The following is a 17,453-nucleotide window of genomic DNA, read 5'->3' as shown; positions in this document are numbered from 1 at the left end:
GGCGGCAGGCGACAAGCAGTCAAGCGACAGCTTGACCATCGCACCGGCATCTGCCTCGTCGCCCAGCGCGACCCGATCGTCACGGCGAAGGAGGTCGCCACGCTCGATCACGTCTCGGGCGGTCGCTTCGACTTCGGCATCCGCGTCGGCTGGAACGAGGACGAGGCGACCAACCATGGCGTCGACTTCCGCCGCCGCCGGGCGCCCGCGCATCGTTCATCGCGACCCCGGGATGTGCCGGTGAGGGCCCGCCGCCTCGGCTCAGCGGGTCAGTCCACGAAGTCGGCGTCGGCGAGGTCGTCCACGCCGGCGACGTGCGTACCGTCGAACGTGACGAGATCGCCCAGCTCGCCCGCGCCGGGCGCGAGGGCGAACCGGACGGTCCACTGGCCCGGGACGATCACGTGCGGCTGGGCCGCCAGGCGCTGTGTGTACTCAGCATCGAATCTGCCAGTGAACGCACGCCGAGAGCAATGTGGACCCTTCGCATGTACGACACTCCGCGCAGCGCCAGCGTCGACTCGACGAGACACGTCATGACCGAGCGCCGCGCGGAGACCGATACCATGAGCGAGGCAAAGGCACCACCCTCGGCGCGCATCTCGGCGCCGCCAGCGACCGCGGCTTCGTCGCAGGCCGAGGTTGCGGCCGCTGGCGCCCGCCGTGTATGCAGTGAGCAGGTCCGCGGGCTGAGGTAGAAGCGGATGGAAGGCAAGACGTCGGAGGCGGCCGCGGCGGCCGCCGGGATGAGCGAGAGGACGGCGCGGACGTGGGAGCGAGGGCCGCTGCCCTCGGAGACGAAGCAGCCGTGTACGTGGCGCACGCGACCGGAGCCGTTCGCCGAGGTCTGGGCGACGGAGATCGAGCCGCTGCTGGTCGCGGACAAGCGGGGCGAGCTGGAGGCGAACACGAACCTCGAGGAGCTGGTGCGCAGAAAGGCGGGAGTGTTCGAGCCTGGGCAGCTACGCACGCTCCAGCGGCGCGTACGGGAGTGGCGCGCGCAGCACGGGCCGGAGATGGAAGCCTACTTCCCGAAGGAGCACACGCCGGGGCGCACGGCGTCAACGGACTTCACGCACGCCACGGAGCTCGGCGTCACCACAATCGATAATTCATTCACTTTCAGAGCATTGTCCAGATCAATGGAAACCAAGGTGCTGGGTCATGGAAGAGAATGGCTTCTGGCAGCGTAATCGATCCGATAAGGCACAGAATCAAATAGCACGTGAGGCGAAGAAATTCGGTCTTGATAAAAAAGCGCTGAATATCGCATACAACACGTGTAAAGATCTGGATGCTTTTGGGCCGGCGCGCTGGGTTATTGCGGCATTCTGACCGCGCGCAGCAGGCCGATCGTCTGCGACGCCTGGTTTCGTCCGCACGAAGATCTTCCTGCGCATTTCTATAAAAAAGAATGGCGTTACCCGACCTGCTGGTGGACAGGTGAAGAAGGATTGAACGAGGAGGCAATCGCGTTCTGGTTTCCGGAATTGAGTCGAGGGTGATCAGCGCAGGTGACGGCGGGAAGGACAGCAGCAGGACGAGCGCTGATCGCATGGGACGATTCGGGCGAACGACGCTCGAGCTTCCCCGTGCCCGGGCAGCCATGGCGCAGACGTCGCGCGCGAGTATCCGAGAGCCGTCCTGCAAGGTCGACGCGCACAACGCCTCGCTCGACGCGATCGGCGTCACTCACTGGCGGCGCCGTGGCTCGAGGAGGACCTCGCGCGGCGAGAGCGGGGGCTCCTGGTCGTCGAGGGAGACCTCACGAAGCGGATCGCCGCCATCGATATAGAGGCGGCCCCCCTCGCACAGGGCTCTGCGAATCCGCTGCCTGGCGATACGCCCAGCCTCCGGGTGACGGCCGTCGAGCGCGCCAACCCGGATCGCAAACGCGATGTCGTAAGGTCTCTCCCCCTCCTTCAGCTCGAAGTCCTCGATGGCCACATGGCGAAAGCTCAAACGGCCAGAGGCCAGCTCATCTCGTGATCCCGCCAGGGCCTGTGCGATCGCCTTGCTCGAACGGTCGATCGCCAGGACATGCCCCTCGCCGATCTGCCTGGCAACGGCGCGCGCCGCGACACCAGGGCCGCAACCGATCTCCAGAACACGAAGCCCTGGCCGCAACGGGAGGGCTCCCACGATCGCCGCAAGCCTGGACGATGGATCACGCGGCATTCGAGTGCTTCCGGCCCCGATGTGCCGGCTGACCGGGCTCTTTCGTCCGCAGGTCACCTCAGCTCGTACACGTCGACCGTGTCCACCATCACGTGAGGCACGAGGACGCGCCCACGCTTCGTGTCATAACCGATATCCGTGGGCGTCTTCTGCTCGGGAATCGCGACCTCGAACGTCCCGCCGAGCTTGCCGCGGAGCACCGCCGAGGCTTCGTGGCTGGTCACGAGGAGCGAGTCTCCGACGGCGACCAGGCCGTCGAGGCGGCCGCCGGGCGCCGTGGTGGTCACGTCCTGCCTGGCGCCCTTCTCGTCGAGGCGGAAGACCTCGGGAGCGCCGCTCGAGCAAACCACGAGCCCCTTGTCGGTCCACGCAAGGCCGTTCGGCATGCGCAGGCCGGTGCTCTTCGCCAGCGCCCTGGCCTTGCCCTTCTCGACGACATACACGGCGTCGCTCGACGTCGCCTCGAGGTTGCCGGTCGCGCCGATCGTGAACCCGGAGTCGGACACGTAGACCCTGCCGTCCGGAGCCGCCGCGACGTCGTTCAGCAACGTCGTGCCGGGGATAGCGATCTCCCCCTTCGGCGCCCCGCTCGCGAGGTCGAACATCCGGACGGTCGTGAGGTCGGCGACGTAGAGCACGCCGTTCACGATCGCCGAGCCCGTCGGCGCGTCGAGCTTGACCTTGTTCCTGCCGCCCTCGATCCACTTCAGGTTCGTCACCTGACCGTCGGGCGAGAGGACGGAGATGAAGCCGTTGTTGTCCCTGTCGTGCGGATTGCCGTTGACGTTCGAGACGAGGTAGCGGTCGTTGTCCGCGTCGTAGAGCACGCTCTCCGGCCTGGCGAAGCCGGTGTACGTCGCGACCGGGCTCGGCGCGGCGAGCCTGGGCGGCTCGGACGCCGCGGGAGCAGCCGGCGCCGCAGGCGGGGGCTCGACGCTGCCCGTCGCGACGGGCGCGGCGGGCGCGGGAGCCGCCGGCGCCAGCGCGGGCGGCGGCGCCTCCCCCCCGCAGGAGACCACCGCGGCCGCAGCGACGATGCACGTGAAGATTCCGGGGGCTCGTGCCATGGGAAGACCTCCGGGCGGCGAATCTACCACGACGCCGGGGGCTCTGGCCGAGCGGGTAAGAAGCAAATGCAGGGTGGCCTTGTCGGTCAGACCACCCTGCTCCTCGGAGCAAGGCGGTCCGAGAGCGATCCAATCTAGGGCAGATTGGCAGAAGAGACCATCCAGCTCCTATCGGTGCAGAAGCGGCAGCTCGCGCCGACGAGCGCGCCCTTGCCGCTGGCCGATTCGTCGCCCTTCAGCCACCAGTTGAGCCAGGCCAGGTTGACCTGGGTGAACTCGCCGCCGTTCCGGGCCCACAGATCGCCCCCGTGGTCCGCGCCGACCTTGGCGAACATCATGACCGGGATATCACCCTGGGCGGCGATGTTCTCGTAGTCTCTCTGCCCGTTCGGGTACGCGCCCACGCTGTCCGCGGTGCCGGTGATGATCAGTACGGGCGTGTGAATCGAGTTGTAGAACGCCTGGTTCACCGAGAAAGAGCCGCTGCTCGTGTGTCCCCAGGTCGTCATCCTGGGATCTGCGGCTGTCCCCGCCGCCATCAAGCCGCCGCAGGAGAAGCCGTTCGCGCCGACCTTCGTGGTCTCGATCTTGTGGTAGTAGGCGCTGCAAGGCTTCTCGTTCTCGGCGATCACCCAGTCGACGTAGGCGAGCAGCACGTCGCCGCCGCCCCCGAGCTCGCGGTTGGGCTCGGTGTTTCCCGGTGTCCCGTCCGCCACTACGAAGTAGCCGTGCGAGGCGATCTCGGCCATGGCCGCTTCATTCGCGAACCCATCTCGCGAACATCCGCCCTGGCCCCAGACGAAGATGGGATACTTGGTGTCCCCGTCGAGATCCGCCGGACGGAAGATGGTGCCCTGGTTGATGCCCGGGTCTGGATTCGTCTCGAGGACCACCTGATGAGGGCCGCTCCCCGACACGTTCTTGTTGACCCGTTGCGACGCGGTGCACGTGCCGGTGAAGACGCCGCCGCCCGAGCCTCCGCTCCCGCTCGCCATGTCCCCGCCGCCGGCAGGCGACGCTCCGCCCGCGCTGCCCGTGCCGGAGGCGTCAGACCCTCCGGTCGTGCTCTGGGAGCTGCTCGAGCCCGCAGCCGGAGGACCTCCGGTGGAGGCCGCCTGCTCGCCGCCCGAGCCGCTCACGCTCCCTCCCGAGGTCGCCGAGGATCCGCCGCTCCCACCAGCGTTGCCGTCGTCAATCGAGCCACCGCAGGCGCCGACGATCATGCCCAGCGCGGCCCCGATGAAAGCCCAACTAGATCTGGTCTTCATAGCAATTTTATATCACCTCACGAGCGAAGAGAGGGACCCCATTCGCGTCTCTCCGCGATTCGAGCCGCCGAAAACCAGGTGTGACCCCGAGGCGTCGCCCTCGACTCGACCCACACGATGAATCTCTGTTGCGACTCGGATGCGGCAGCGTCCGGCCCAACGCCGACCCGGCGAGGGGCGAGGCGCCAGTTCAATTCGGTAGAGAAAACCCAGCGTCTGGAGCAGCGTCTCGATCACCATGGCGATGCCGCTGGCAAACGTCGCGTCGTCTCGCCCGGCGCTGAACAGGGCGAAATCCCATCATCGAACGACTGAAGCGAAAGGATACCCGTCCACGGCAGTGTGAGCGTTCACATTCTGGATGTCAATTCCAATCGACCGGCCTGCGGATGCCCTCGATCTCCGCGGAGGAAGGGGCTGGCGGGTCTCCTTTGGAGCGCCGCGTCAAACGCCAGCTCGTCCGGCGCGCCGCGCTCGGAAGGGGGTGCGCAGGATCGCGATCTTCGCCGGCCCGCTCGACTGGCGCAGAGGCGGTGGGGTCATCGACCTGTGTGTGCGTTCACAAATGTGCGACCTGCGGCTGCGTTCGCAAAGGTGAGACGGGACGGAATGCGCTTGCGGCAGCGGAAGGCCGGACCTTCCTCATGGGAGGATCTCGACATACCCGTCCGTGCCGTGCACGCGGATGCGTTGCCCATCCCGGATCAACCGGGTCGCGTGTTCCACGCCGACGACGGCTGGCAAGCCGTATTCCCGGGCGATCACCGCGCCATGGGTCATCAGGCCCCCGACCTCGGTCACCAGGCCCTTGATGGACACGAACAAGGGCGTCCAGCTCGGGTCGGTGAAGGCGGTGACGAGGATGTCCCCCGCCTCCAGATCCGCGCCGGCCATGTCCAGGAGGACGCGGGCTCGTCCCTCGACGACGCCGGAGGAGACCGGCAGGCCGACGATCGCTCCGGCGGGGAGATCGGCTCGCTTGTACGCGCCTGTCACGATCTCCCCATCGGACGTGATGACGCGCGGGGGCGTCAGCCTCTTGTGGAGCTCGTGCTCGGCTCTCCGTTTGCCGAGCAGCTGGTCGTCCAGCCGATGCGTGCGCACGACCTCGCGAAGCTCGTCGAACGTGAGGTAGTAGATGTCTTCGGCGTCGTGGATCACGCTGGCCTGGACGAGCCGCTCGGCCTCTCGCAGCAAGGCCTGCTTGTAAACGAAATAGCGATTGACGATGCCGTACTTCGGATACTCGCGATAACCGATGAAGCTCCGGAGCCGGTCGATCATCCGCCGGGCCTCGCTGGCCTTCTGCTCCCCGTCCGGCAGCTCCCTCAACCGGTCCAGCAGCGCCCGCGCTCGCTCCAGCGCCTCCTGCCGCCCCTGCTCGAGCTTCCGCTCGCCGGCACCAGGCTCGAAATTCTTGATGTTTCTCAGGATCAAGGGGACCAGGGTCGTCGGCTTCTCGCTCCAGCGGGCTCTCGTGATGTCGATCTCCCCGGCACATCGCATGCCGTATCTGTCGAGGTAAGCCCGGATGGCGTCCCGGGCCAGCTGCCCGCCGTCGAGCTCGACCAGCTCATCCAGGAAGCCATCGTGCTTCACGCTCTGCAAATAGGCGACCACGTCCGGATAAGGGCGGATCACGTCGGCGACATCCAGCAGCGCCAGGCCCATCTCCGACGTGACGTTGTTCGACACGGACTGGGAAAGCGTATCCGCGGCGTTCCTCTCGCCGAGCCACGCCATCATCTTCTCGTTGAGCCACCATGCGGCCCTCATGGCCGCCATGATCACGCCCATGCTCCGCGGATCGGAGAGGGACTCCTTCAATCGCTGGATGTCCTCCAGGATGAAGTCGAACAGCGCCGTTCCGCTCCTGGTCCGGATGTCGCGCTTCAGCTCCTCGAGCGCGGCCTGGCTGCGCTCGATCAGATCCGCGACGATCGCCGGGTCGTCCTCGACCTGCGCGTCGAAGCGCGCGAGCGCCGACCCTTGCTTGCCCTGGCCGGGAGGCGAGGCCGCCGGATCGCCGGGCAAAGGCTCGATGAAGTCTCCCCGCTCGATGAGGGTCGAGAGGGCGTCCCTGGTGAGCGGATCGGAGCGCCCCACGAGATCCAGGAGGGCGTCCCGGCTGGCCGGTGAGGCGAGCGTCTTCGTGGGATCGACGAACAACCTGCCGCCCGCTGCGTACATGCGGCCAGCAGCGGTCAGCTGGAACAGGGACAGCCCCAGGGGCTTCATGGGGTCGGTCATCATCTGTTGATGGCCGACGGACAGGTAGACGTGGTTGCCTCGATCCCCTGCGTCGGGGATCGGAAACAGCGTCGTGATCGGCCGGCTCTGGACGATGTGGAGCTCCTCCTCGACAAGGCACCACTCGATGTCCTGGGGGTGGCCGAAATACCCTTCGATCTGCCGGCCCAGGCGCTCGAGCCGCAGGATCTGCGCATCCGTCAGCGCCTGCCCGCCCTGCCGCTCGGGCTCGATCGCCCGTTCTTCGGTGCCGCCCCCTTCGAGGGCACGCGTCGCCAGCGTCTTCCTGGCGATCGCCTTGTCGATGATCTGGCCGTTCCGCACCTTGTAGCGATCGGCGCTCGCCAGGCCGGCGACCAGGGCCTCCCCCAGGCCGAGGCCAGCCTCGATCGACGACACCTTCCGGTTCGACGTGACGGGATCGGCCGTGAAGAGGATCCCGGCCGCCTGCGCGAAGACCATCTTCTGCACCACCACCGCCATGTGGACCTTGCGGTGGTCGAAGCCGTGCTGGATCCGGTAGGTCACCGCCCGCTCGGTGAAGAGCGATGCCCAGCACCGGCGGACGTGCTGCAGGATCGCCTGCGTCCCGATGACGTTCAGGTACGTATCCTGCTGGCCCGCGAAGGAAGCCCCCGGCAAGTCCTCCGCCGTCGCGCTGGACCGTACGGCGCAGGCATCGTCCGCGCCGAGCCTGGAGAGCGCCTGCGTGAGCGCGGCGTGCAGGTCCTCGGGGACGGCCGTCCCCTCGATGATCCGGCGCAGCCCGCCGCTGAGCTCCCGGATGCCCTCCCGGTCTCCCACCTCGAGCGACGACAACCGATCGAGCAACCCGCCGATCGACGGCGCTTCTCCCATGATCCGCTGGAAGGCCTCGGTCGTGACGCAGAAGCCGGCGGGCACGCGGATCCCCTCGATCCGCGAGAGCTCCCCCAGGTTCGCACCCTTTCCCCCGACCACGTTGTCCTTCGTTCGATCGACCTCCTGGAGATCGAGCACATAGGTCCGCATCCGTTCACCTCCCTCACGGAATCGGCAGCTCGTTTTGCGTGGGCGCCATGCTGCGCTCGCGGGCGCTCACGCGCCCGGGAAGAGCTCCTCGGCCGTCATGTACTTCGCCCCGAGCGCTTGCGCGAACTCCCGGTCGCTCTCCATATCGCCGACCATGACCAGGTGCTCGCGCGCGAGCTTATGGCGCTGGATCAGCGATATCCCGAGCCCTGGCAGGGGCTTGCGGCAGAAGCAACCGACAGGAAACGCCGGGTGCGGGCAGTACACGACCTCGGCCACGGGCAGGCCGAGGAGCTCGACCGTCCGCGAGAACGCGGCCAGGACAGCCTCTTCGGTCACCGATCCTTTCGAGATGCCGCTCTGGTTCGACACGAAGAAGAGCGTGTATCCGTCGTTGACCCAGCGCTCCAGGACCGCGCGCCGGCCGGGCAGGAGCTCGACGTCGCCGGGGTCGCGCGGGTAGATCTCGCCGCTCTTTGTCTTTCGCAGCGTGCCGTCGACGTCGAGGAGCAGGCCCTTGCCCGTGAAGAGCGGATCGACGCGCCTGGCAAACGGGATCTCCTCGACCACCGAGAACCCCTCATCCACGTGCGGCGCCTCGAAATTCGCGGCCCACCGCGAGAGCGCTTGCGGCGGCGGCAGGTTGGGGTCCTCTTTGCCGAGCGCTTTCATGTCCTCCGGCCCGAGCAGCTTACCGTGGCGCTCGAGGACGCGCAGGACGACGTTCGCGTAGGCCTCGTTGATGGGCGTGGCCAGGTACCGGCACCGGACCGGCACGCCGTGCGCATGCGCCATCCGGAGCACCGCATAGCGCGACGCGCGCGTGCCGTACGTATTGTCGAGGACCACCCGCGTTTGCCCCGAGGAGAGCAGCTCTCCGAGCTTCTTGACCACGCCGTCGAGCGTGCCGCCGAGCTCATCGCGGTTCAGGCGCGCGTACCCTTTCGCCGTGTAGCGGGCGACCTCCGACGATTTGCCGGCCCCTTGGATTCCCATGACCACGACCACCTCGGGCGCATCGCCGGGGCCCTCTCCGGGCTCGAGCTTGCGCAGGCCGGCGGGGATCACGGGGGGCGCGACATAGGCCAGCGCATCGGCCGTGGGCGCAAAGCTGGTCTTCGAGAGGTCGGCTCGATCGCCCGCGCCAAAGGGGACCCGGAGCGCGCGCAAGCAGGACTCGACGCTCTCCCGCCTGGTCGCCCCGAACAGGGGAAGGACTGGCGGGCCGAGATCGAGCAGGGCCGCGAGGGCCGCCTCCTGGGGCGTGATGCCGTGCCGCGCGGCGATGGGCTTGATCGCGCGGTTCTTGAGGAGGTTATCGACCTTGGCGTGACCGCCGAGCGGCCGGTGGGCGAGGAAGGGGATGCCCATGTGCCTGGCGAGCTCGAAGAGGCCTCGGGCGGCGCTGCCGCGATCGAGGACGCTCAGCTCCTCCTGGATGGCCCGCACCGGAAAGTGCCGCTCGGCCTGGCGGACCTCTGCGATGGAGGTGTTGCTGAGGCCGAGGTGCTCGATGAGGCCCTCTTTCTGGAGCTCGGCGAGGGCGACGAGGCTCTCTTCGAGGGGGGTCTTGGGGTCGGTCACGTGGAGGAGGAGCATGAAGATCCGCGAGACGCCGAGCGCCTTCAGGCTGCCCTCGACCGTGCGGCGCAGGTGGTCGCGGCTGCCGTTCGGGGCCCATCGCCCTTTGGGGCGGGTGAGGCCCGCCTTGGTGATGACGCGCACGTCGTCGCGCGGGCCGGACCACGCGTCGAGCGCCTTGCGGACGAGGCGCTCTCCATAGTGGGCCTCGCGGTCGGTGAGGCAGTAGGAGTCGGCGGTGTCGAGGAGGCGTACGCCTCGATCGAGGGCAACGTGGATGACGGCGGTCGCGTCCTCTTCCGAGGGGCGCCCCTCCGTGGCCAGCCGGAGCAGGCCGAGGCCGAGGGGAACGTCGAGGGGGCCTAGGACACCGTAGGGCGAGGGGGCGGGAGTCACGGAGACGCTGGCGTAGCCAGGTCCGCGGCTCGATGCAAGCGCTGGCGCTGATGTCGCCGACGTTGCTGACGCTGCTGACGCTGCTGACGCTGCTGACGCTGCTGACGTTGCTGACGCTGCTGACGCTGCTGACGCTGCTGACGCTGCAGAAGCTCGGTGGCGTGCGCGCTCATGGTCGTGGCCCGGGTCCATCCCCGGGAGTCCGTCTCCGACATCCAGAGATCCTCCGCGTCAGCCCGATGACGGCGTCGAGCTCTTGTCAGCGATCTGGCGCCCTCTTCGGGGGCACGGCGTTATCGTGACTGGAACGCTGGGGGCGTAAGGCGAGAAGCAGAAGAACCGTATTGATTGGCAAGCTCAGCAGGACGTGCGATCATCGTGTCCACACGTCGTTCCTTGTCGACGAGCGTTGGCCATCGTTCCCCCACGAGTGAGGTGCCCATGATGAGAGCGTCGCGCCGTTCAGGCTCGTCTCTTGGCCGTGCGTTCGTGAAGTCCGCGTTCTCAGCCGCAGCGCTCTCCGCAGCGCTCGCCGTGAGCAGCGCCGCCGCGGCCACGTCGTCCTATACGCTGTTCGAGAGCGGGCAGGTCCGCCCGCTGGCCCTTTCACCGAACGGCAAGCTCCTCTTCGCCGTCAATACCCCGGATGGCCACCTCGAGATCTTCGCGATCCATGGCGGCGACCTCGTGCATCGGGGCTCGGTGCCGGTGGGCCTCGAGCCGGTCGCCGTCGCGGCGCGCAGCGACACGGAGGTCTGGGTCATCAACCACCTCTCCGACAGCGTGAGCGTCGTGAAGGTCGCCCCGGGCGGGTACGGGGGCGCCGTCGTGCGGACCCTCCTCGTCGGCGACGAGCCGCGCGACGTCGTCTTCGCAGGCCCGGGCAGGGCGCGCGCCTTCATCACCGCCGCCCACCGCGGCCAGAACATCCCCTTCGACCCGCAGCTCACCACGCCCGGCGTGGGGCGCGCCGACGTCTGGGTCTTCGACGCCAATCACCTCGGCAGCTCCCTCGGCGGCGATCCGCTCACCATCGTCACGCTCTTCAGCGACACGCCGCGCGCGCTCGCGGTCACGCCCGACGGGAAGCGCGTCTATGCGGCCGCGTTCCACTCCGGCAACCGCACCACCATCGTCCCCGAGCTCGTCGTGCCCAACGGCGGCGAGGACGCCGGCGGGGTGCCGGGGCCGAACACGAACGCGGAGGGCGTCCCCGCGCCGGAGGTCGGAATCCTCGTGAAGCACGACGGCGAGCACTGGCGGGACGTCCTCGGGCGGAACTGGGACGACGACGTCAGGTTCTCCCTGCCGGACAAGGACGTCTTCGTCATCGACGCGACCGCAAGCCCACCCGCGCAGCTCGCCGGCCCGGCGGGCTTCTACGCCGGCGTGGGCACCATCCTCTTCAACATGGCCGTCAACCCGAAGAGCGGCAAGGTCTACGTGAGCAACACCGAGGCCCGCAACGACCTCCGCTTCGAGGGGCCCGGCGTCCACGCGGGCGAGAGCCTGCGCGGCCACCTGCACGAGGCGCGCATCGCCGTGTTGAGCGCCGGCAGCGTCGCGACGCGGCACCTCAACAAGCACATCGACTACGACGCCCCGCCCGCCCCGCCGCCGAGCGCGGTGAACGACAAGAGCCTCTCGCAGCCGCTCGGGATGGCCGTGTCGAAGAACGGCAAGAAGCTCTACATCGCCGCGTTCGGGTCGAGCAAGATCGGCGTGCTCGACACCGCCGCCCTCGAGAACGACACCTTCGCGCCCAGCGCCGCGGACCACATCGCGCTGAGCGGCGGCGGCCCCACCGGGATCGTGCTCGACGACGCGCGCAACCGCCTCTTCGCGCTCACCCGCTTCGACAACGCGATCTCCGTGGTGAACACCGCGACGCGGCAGGAGATCGCGCACGTCCCCATGCACAACCCCGAGCCGCCGGCGATCGTCGAGGGGCGCCCGTTCCTCTACGACGCGCGCTTCACGTCGAGCAACGGCGAATCGGCCTGCGGGAGCTGCCACGTCTTCGCGGATTTCGACAGCCTGGCGTGGGATCTCGGCAACCCCGACGGCAGCGTGCTCAACAATCCGTCTCCGATCGTCCCCATCGATCCCTCGTTCGAGCCCATCTTCGGCACCGACCCGCTCCTCGGGGCGGACCCCGATTTCCACCCGATGAAGGGCCCGATGACGACCCAGAGCCTGCGCGGCATGGAGAACCACGGCCCGATGCACTGGCGCGGCGACCGCACCGGCGGCAACGACGAGGCGAGCTCGCAGCCCGAGGACGGCACCTTCGACGAGGACGCGGCGTTCAAGAAGTTCAACGGCGCGTTCGTGGACCTGCTCGGGCGCAGCGCGCAGCTCTCCGACGAGGAGATGCAGAAGTTCACCGACTTCATCCTCCAGGTCACCTATCCGCCGAACCCGATCCGGAACCTCGACAACTCGCTCACACCGCGGCAACAGGCCGGGCGCGATTTCTTTCGCAGCGTCACCGTCGTCCCGAACGGCGCCTGCGGGGCGTGCCACGTGGTCGATCTCGACGCCAACCCGAGCGAGGGCGTCTTTCGAGGGTTCTTCGGGGCCGACGGCCGCTCGTCGAACGACGCCGAGCCGCAGGTCGTGAAGGTCCCGCACCTGCGCAACGTGTATCAGAAGGTTGGGATGTTCGGCACCAGCGCGCCGTCCGGGTCGGTCCCGCCCGATCCATTCCTGGGGGATCAGGTCCGCGGTTTCGGCCTGTTCCATGACGGCTCCATCCCGGACCTGTTCAAGTTCTGCAGCGGGTTCGACGCGGGGCCGCTCAACCCCGTCGGCATCCCGCACGACGCGGCCGGCGCGCAGGCGAAGAGGGACATGGAGGAGTATCAGCTCGCCTTCGAGAGCAACCTGGCGCCCATCGTGGGCCAGCAGGTGACGCTCGACGCCATGAACGGAGCGACGGTCGGCGCGCGGATCGACCTCTTGATGGAGCGGGCCGACGCGGGCGAGTGCGATCTCGTCGCCAAGGGCCGCTTCTGGCTCCAGGATACGGGCTTCCTCTACCTCGGCCAGGGCGAGTTCGCGGCGAACCGGCAGTCGTTGCCACCCATCCCGGACGCCTTGTTGCGGATCATCGTGAGCGCGACGAGCAGCGTGCTGACCTACACCTGCGTGCCCCCGGGCAACGGGGAGCGCATCGGCGTCGACCGCGATCTCGACGGCTTCCTCGACGGCGATGAGGTCGCTTCGGGGAGCGATCCGGCGGATCCGGACAGCACGCCTTGAGCCGTGGCGGTGACCGAACGGCGCGGCCCGCCCAAGAACTCGGGATACTCGGGCCCCGTGGAGCGCCACCTCGCCGCGCTCTGAGCTGTCAGCAATGGTTCCGGCCGAGGCAGGCTCGTTAGCTGATCGTCACGCGGCGGGTGCTTATGTCCGGGTCCCGGATGCCGTCAACATGCTGGACGACCAGCGCGAGCTCGCTGCTCGCGCTGTCGTACCAGGCCTGGCTGACGATGACCTGCTGCGAGCTGGTCGCGCGGCGAACCTCGTCGACGACGTTGGCGAGCTCGCCGTCGAGCGCCGTCCAGCTCGCGCGCAGCGAATCGAGCGCTTCCTCGATGCCGTCCATGTCGGAGAGGACGAGGCCGGTGCTCATCGTGAGGCCGCTCAAGGTCGCGATGATCGCCTGGTCCTGGCTCAGCATCTGCGCGTCACCGGCGATGGTCTGCTGGTAGCTCTGGATCTGCGACTGCATCTTGTCGATCATCGCCTGCGCCTCGACGATCGACGCGACGCCGATGCCGACGAGGACGAGCGAGAGCCCACCGCTGAACGGCGCCAGGACGACGCCGAAGATCGTCTCCAGAATACCGCTCCGCTGCCTTGCTTGCGCCTGGGCGATGGCGGCGCGGTCAACCTGGACCTGCTGCTGGAGCGAGGCGATCTGCTGGTTGATGGCATCGATCTGAGCCTTGAGCGACACCTCCTCGGCCTGGACCTCCGCGATCGTCGTCTGCATCTGTGAATGGGGCTTTCCCATCTGCCGCTCGAACTGGGCGAGCCTCGCGAGATAGGCGGCGATCTGGCCGGAAATCGCCTGGACGGGCGGCTCCAGCGCCCGGAGCGCGGCGACGAGCTGCGCGGCGAGCTCGGCCGAGAAGCTCTGGGAGAGCGAAGCATAGAGGCCGTCGATCTGGGCCTTGGAGGCGGCGAAAGCCTGGCCGGCGGCGTCGATCGAGTCGAGCACCTCGCTCTGGAAGTACAGGAAGCCGCTGCGGCGCCACTGGATGACCAGCTCCTCCGCGGCGCCGAGCTCCTGGTCGAGCTGGTCGTACCAGGGCGAGGAGACCTGGTAGATCTCGGCCTCGATCACGGCCTGGCAGGAGGAGTTGAGCAGCAGCACCGCGCTCATGCCGGAATCGATTTGCGCGTTGGTTGCGGCGGCGGTGAAGGGCATGGACGTCCTTTCGGCTGGAGTGTCGGGGCGCGCCCGGGCAGCCGGCGGGCTGCCCGGGCGGCTGGCCGTTCGTCAGGCCACCGCGGCGAGGGTCGAGCTGCTCATCGGCAGTTGCGCCGAGGGGAAGCTGACCGGCGCGTTGACGAGGCTCTGGGCGAAGTTTGTCGCGTCCTGCCACTCCTGCGCGGCGGCGTCGGTGAAGGCGTCTTGGACGATCACCTGGAGGCTGGATTGTCCCTTCTTAAGCTTGTCGCGCACGCCCTGGAGCTCGCCCTGGAACACGTTCCAGGCGGTGCGGAAGTTGGAGAGCGCGTTGCTCGCATCGGTCGTGTAGGTGATTGACTGGTTCGACGCGCTGGCGAGGCCCTGGAGCGCGACGATCTGGCGATCGTCGGAGTCCTTCTCGGCCTGGTCCTTGGCGATCTCGTCGAACTGCGCGTTGATCTTCTGCTGCATGATCCCCCACGTGACCGCGCCGCCGATGACGAGCAGGCCGCCCGTGCCGGCGACGACGAGCGAGGCGCCGCCCGTCTCGGGCGCGAGCGCTATGCCGACGACCAGCAACAGGATGCCGACGCCGATCCCCGCGGCCGACGCGGCGATGGCGATATTTTCATCGTGGATCGTGTCCTGCAGCGTCTGGATAGCATTGTTCATCTTGTTGATGTCCGCCTGGAGCGTCGTCTCGGCGCTCTGGATGTTGGCGGCGCCCGTGCTCAGATCGTCGTGCGCCTTCTGGATCCTGTCGCCCCAGCCCTTGAGCTGACCGGCTGTCTTCTGGGCGCTGTCGAGGATGGTCTGGATGCTCCCCTCGAGCGCCACGATGAGGTCATGGACCTGCTTGACGTGGGGATCGTCGGCGCCCTGAGCGTCGGGATATTGCGCCGCGATCGCGTCGATCTTGGCGGTGAAGGCCTGGTAGGTGGTGCCGTAGTCGATCACCTGGGTCGGGACGCCGCCGGTGACGTTCGGCGCGAGGTTGTCGATCCAGTCGACCGCCACCGCCTTGGCGGCGTCGAGCTTGTCATGGAGGTCATCGAACCAGGACGGCTTCGGGTCCGGGGCGATGAAGACGGTGTTGAGGATGCCGTGGCAGGCCTGGGTGATGAGGCTCAACATCACGAAGGCGCTCTGGGTCTGCTTCTGGAGGTCGGACGTGCTCTGCGGGTTGTTGGCGGCGATTGACATTTCTCGTCTCCTGTATCGTCTGGGTCATGGTCGGGTGAGATCAGGGCGCGGCGGCGCCGGGCTGCTGTGGATCGAGGGTGACCGGCGGCCCGGCGGTGGTCTGCGCGGCCTGGACCTGGAGCGCGAACTTCTTGATCGCCTGCCAGTTGGAGTTGGCGACCGAGATGGTCGCGAGCTCGAAATAGGTCGCCGGGTCCGCGCCGCTCTGCAGCGCCTCGATGACCAGCTGGAGTTTTTCGCGCTCGTTTGACCACATGGTGACGATCTGCGGCAGAATGTTGGTGATCGCCCCGAAGCGCAGCCCGAGGTGGTAGAGGAGCTGGAGCACCAGCTTGGTGCCTGCCGCGGCCTGCGCCTGCTCGCTCGCCTGGAGCTGGAGACCAGCGATCTGCTTCAGCGTATCGGCGACCTCGGACGTATTGTGGATGATGTCGTAGAAGGTCTTGCCCACCGTGAAGGCGGCGCCCGCCATCGAGAGGAAGGAGAAAGAGGCGGCCGTGCCGCTGACGACGTTGTAGAGCATCGTCACCGTGCTCTGGACGACTGCCTTCCCCGTGCTGATGTCGGTGCTGGTGATCGACGACTGGAGCTCGGCGATCTCGTCCTGCAGGTGGCTGAGCTCCGCCGCGATCTTCTCCATCTGCTGCTCTTCCTCGGCGAGCTCCTGCCAGCCACGGTTGATGCTGTCGGCGAGCAGCGGTTGGATGCTCTTGAACTCGTCGTAATGGGTCTGGAGCGAGGCGTCGGCCGCGCTGGTGCCGCTCATCGCCTTGTCGAGCTCCGGTATCAGCACCTGCTGGAGGAGATCGATCCAGACAGCGGCGGTATGCGGCGCCTCGCCGGCGACCCCGCCAAAGGCGGCGGCATAATCGACGAAGGGCACGAGGACGCCGGCCCAGATGTCGGGCCGCTCCGCCGTCCAGGAGGCCCCCGCCTTCGCCAGCATGGCGATCCGGCTGCGCACCGGCGTCAGCCAGGCGGGGTCGGAGGCGAGCTTGCCGACGAAGGTGTTCTGGGTGGTGATCGCGTAGCCGTCGATGCGGAGGATCTGGTTGAAGCCCCGGGTGAGCAGGTCCTGAGCGTTGAAAATGGTCGGACTCAGCATGTCAGGCTCCGATCTTCAGAAAGGGGTCAAAGGTCATCGCCTTGCCGTCCATCGTGAGGACGACTGAATATTGCCGGTCGCCCAGGGCGCCCTGCGACTCCACCCGGCCCTCCCAGTAGTCGCCGTCAGGCGTCGTCACCTGCTTCGGGACGCAGACCTTGTCGTTGACCATCTGGCCGGTGAACTGCGTGATCTCGACGTCGCTGGACGGCGAGACGGGCGCCACGTTCCAGACGATGATCTGCCCGTCTTTGCAGGCCGTAAAGAGCTCTGCCTGACCCTCGCTCGAGGAACCTATATGCTTGTTGGTGTCGATCATGTAGACATTGCCCTGGAGGTCGCCCGAGGCGAGCGCGCCTTCCGCATCGACGACGATCAGCACGTCGATGTTGTTCATGCCTCGCAGATTGTCAGCCATACCTTGCCTCCTTCACGGCCGGGCGGCGCCCGGAGCTAAACGACCTTCAGAAATGCGCTCAACGACATGGGCGAGCCCCCGACGGAGAGGCTCACCGTGTACTCGTAGGACTGGAACGCGCCGTGCGACTCGACGCGGCCGGACCAGGCGCCCTCGCCGAGATCGTCATTGGCTGCCGGCGCGCAGGCGCCGCTCGAGACCATCGCCCCCGAAAAGCCGGTGATCGACACGTCGCTGCCGGGGCTGACGGGCGTGACGCTCCACACGACCATCTGCCCGTCCTGGCAAACGGTGTGGAGCGAGGACGTTCCCTCCCGCCAGGAGCCAAGAAAGCCGTTGGTGTCGACCAGATATGAATTTTCTGACGCGCCGCCGCCTGACAATGCGCCTTCGGTATCGACGACGATCAGCGCGCAGATCTGCTCCATCTCCGCCCCCACCGTGGGTTGGTTTCCTCGCTACCCACCCGCGTGATGATGGAGCCAGGGTAGCTCGATGTCAGGTGCCTGTCCGGACGGACACAGCTCGATCACGGTCCGGTGGCCTCATGAGA

Annotated in this window: 15 protein-coding genes and 1 pseudogene; 5 read left to right on the top strand and 11 right to left on the bottom strand. The window is 67.6% G+C overall.

What is annotated here, in order from left to right:
* Nucleotides 1-48 precede the first annotated feature (48 nt).
* A pseudogene (locus WME96_RS35530) lies at nt 49-192 on the top strand (LLM class flavin-dependent oxidoreductase); the annotation flags it as partial.
* A gap of 77 nt (nt 193-269) precedes the next feature.
* Here WME96_RS35530 and WME96_RS35525 read toward each other — a convergent pair.
* Nucleotides 270-404 (bottom strand): hypothetical protein, encoded by a 135-nt coding sequence (locus WME96_RS35525; protein WP_437286023.1) that lies wholly within the window; start codon nt 402-404, stop codon nt 270-272.
* Between the two features lie 300 nt (nt 405-704).
* Between WME96_RS35525 and WME96_RS35520 the strand changes: the two genes are divergently transcribed.
* Together WME96_RS35520 and WME96_RS35515 are read left to right on the top strand one after the other, a co-directional pair.
* Nucleotides 705-1,193 (top strand): hypothetical protein, encoded by a 489-nt coding sequence (locus WME96_RS35520; protein ID WP_437286022.1) that lies wholly within the window; start codon nt 705-707, stop codon nt 1,191-1,193.
* Nucleotides 1,165-1,335 carry a hypothetical protein gene (locus WME96_RS35515; RefSeq protein ID WP_437286021.1) on the top strand — a complete coding sequence of 57 codons (171 nt, stop codon included), beginning with the start codon at nt 1,165-1,167 and terminating at the stop codon, nt 1,333-1,335. Before WME96_RS35520 ends, WME96_RS35515 begins: the two co-directional genes overlap by 29 nt.
* A gap of 357 nt (nt 1,336-1,692) precedes the next feature.
* Here the strand turns inward: WME96_RS35515 and WME96_RS35510 are convergent, their stop codons facing one another.
* From WME96_RS35510 to WME96_RS35490, 5 genes are all read right to left on the bottom strand, one after another.
* Nucleotides 1,693-2,178: a class I SAM-dependent methyltransferase gene (locus tag WME96_RS35510; protein ID WP_437286020.1), complete on the bottom strand. Its 486-nt coding sequence runs from the start codon at nt 2,176-2,178 to the stop codon at nt 1,693-1,695.
* A gap of 53 nt (nt 2,179-2,231) precedes the next feature.
* Nucleotides 2,232-3,245 (bottom strand): SMP-30/gluconolactonase/LRE family protein, encoded by a 1,014-nt coding sequence (locus WME96_RS35505; protein ID WP_437286019.1) that lies wholly within the window; start codon nt 3,243-3,245, stop codon nt 2,232-2,234.
* Between the two features lie 134 nt (nt 3,246-3,379).
* Nucleotides 3,380-4,513, bottom strand: a complete 1,134-nt coding sequence (locus tag WME96_RS35500) for an alpha/beta hydrolase family protein (protein ID WP_437286018.1) — start codon at nt 4,511-4,513, stop codon at nt 3,380-3,382.
* A 642-nt stretch (nt 4,514-5,155) separates the two neighbouring features.
* A complete protein-coding gene (gene rph, locus WME96_RS35495) occupies nt 5,156-7,774 on the bottom strand; it encodes a rifamycin-inactivating phosphotransferase (protein WP_437286017.1) in 2,619 nt (872 codons plus the stop codon).
* 66 nt (nt 7,775-7,840) lie between these two features.
* Nucleotides 7,841-9,751, bottom strand: a complete 1,911-nt coding sequence (locus WME96_RS35490) for an aldo/keto reductase (RefSeq protein ID WP_437286016.1) — start codon at nt 9,749-9,751, stop codon at nt 7,841-7,843.
* Between the two features lie 32 nt (nt 9,752-9,783).
* On the opposite strand from WME96_RS35490, the gene WME96_RS35485 reads away from it, so the two are divergent.
* Both WME96_RS35485 and WME96_RS35480 read left to right on the top strand, forming a co-directional pair.
* Nucleotides 9,784-10,053: a hypothetical protein gene (locus WME96_RS35485; RefSeq protein ID WP_437286015.1), complete on the top strand. Its 270-nt coding sequence runs from the start codon at nt 9,784-9,786 to the stop codon at nt 10,051-10,053.
* A 142-nt stretch (nt 10,054-10,195) separates the two neighbouring features.
* Nucleotides 10,196-13,015 (top strand): hypothetical protein, encoded by a 2,820-nt coding sequence (locus WME96_RS35480; RefSeq protein WP_437292389.1) that lies wholly within the window; start codon nt 10,196-10,198, stop codon nt 13,013-13,015.
* A 118-nt stretch (nt 13,016-13,133) separates the two neighbouring features.
* Here WME96_RS35480 and makE read toward each other — a convergent pair whose 3' ends face one another.
* From makE to makC (WME96_RS35455), 5 genes are all read right to left on the bottom strand, one after another.
* A complete protein-coding gene (gene makE / locus WME96_RS35475) occupies nt 13,134-14,189 on the bottom strand; it encodes an alpha-pore-forming cytotoxin subunit MakE (protein WP_437286014.1) in 1,056 nt (351 codons plus the stop codon).
* A gap of 72 nt (nt 14,190-14,261) precedes the next feature.
* Complete coding sequence (makA, locus tag WME96_RS35470; RefSeq protein WP_437286013.1) at nt 14,262-15,377, bottom strand: alpha-pore-forming cytotoxin MakA; 1,116 nt, start codon at nt 15,375-15,377, stop codon at nt 14,262-14,264.
* A 40-nt stretch (nt 15,378-15,417) separates the two neighbouring features.
* Nucleotides 15,418-16,482, bottom strand: coding sequence for an alpha-pore-forming cytotoxin subunit MakB (gene makB, locus WME96_RS35465; RefSeq protein WP_437286012.1), 1,065 nt, complete (start codon nt 16,480-16,482; stop codon nt 15,418-15,420).
* 1 nt (nt 16,483) lies between these two features.
* On the bottom strand, nt 16,484-16,900 hold the full coding sequence (makC, locus tag WME96_RS35460; protein ID WP_437286011.1) for an alpha-pore-forming tripartite toxin MakABE regulator: 417 nt from the start codon (nt 16,898-16,900) through the stop codon (nt 16,484-16,486).
* Nucleotides 16,901-16,935: 35 nt separating this feature from the next.
* Nucleotides 16,936-17,328, bottom strand: coding sequence for an alpha-pore-forming tripartite toxin MakABE regulator (makC, locus tag WME96_RS35455; RefSeq protein ID WP_437286010.1), 393 nt, complete (start codon nt 17,326-17,328; stop codon nt 16,936-16,938).
* Nucleotides 17,329-17,453 lie beyond the last annotated feature (125 nt).

Source organism: Sorangium sp. So ce406, from assembly GCF_051474675.1.
In the GTDB taxonomy this organism is placed as follows: domain Bacteria; phylum Myxococcota_A; class Polyangia; order Polyangiales; family Polyangiaceae; genus Sorangium; species Sorangium cellulosum_G.
Note: the sequence above shows the minus strand (reverse complement) of the source record. Positions and strands in the feature narration are given on the sequence as shown.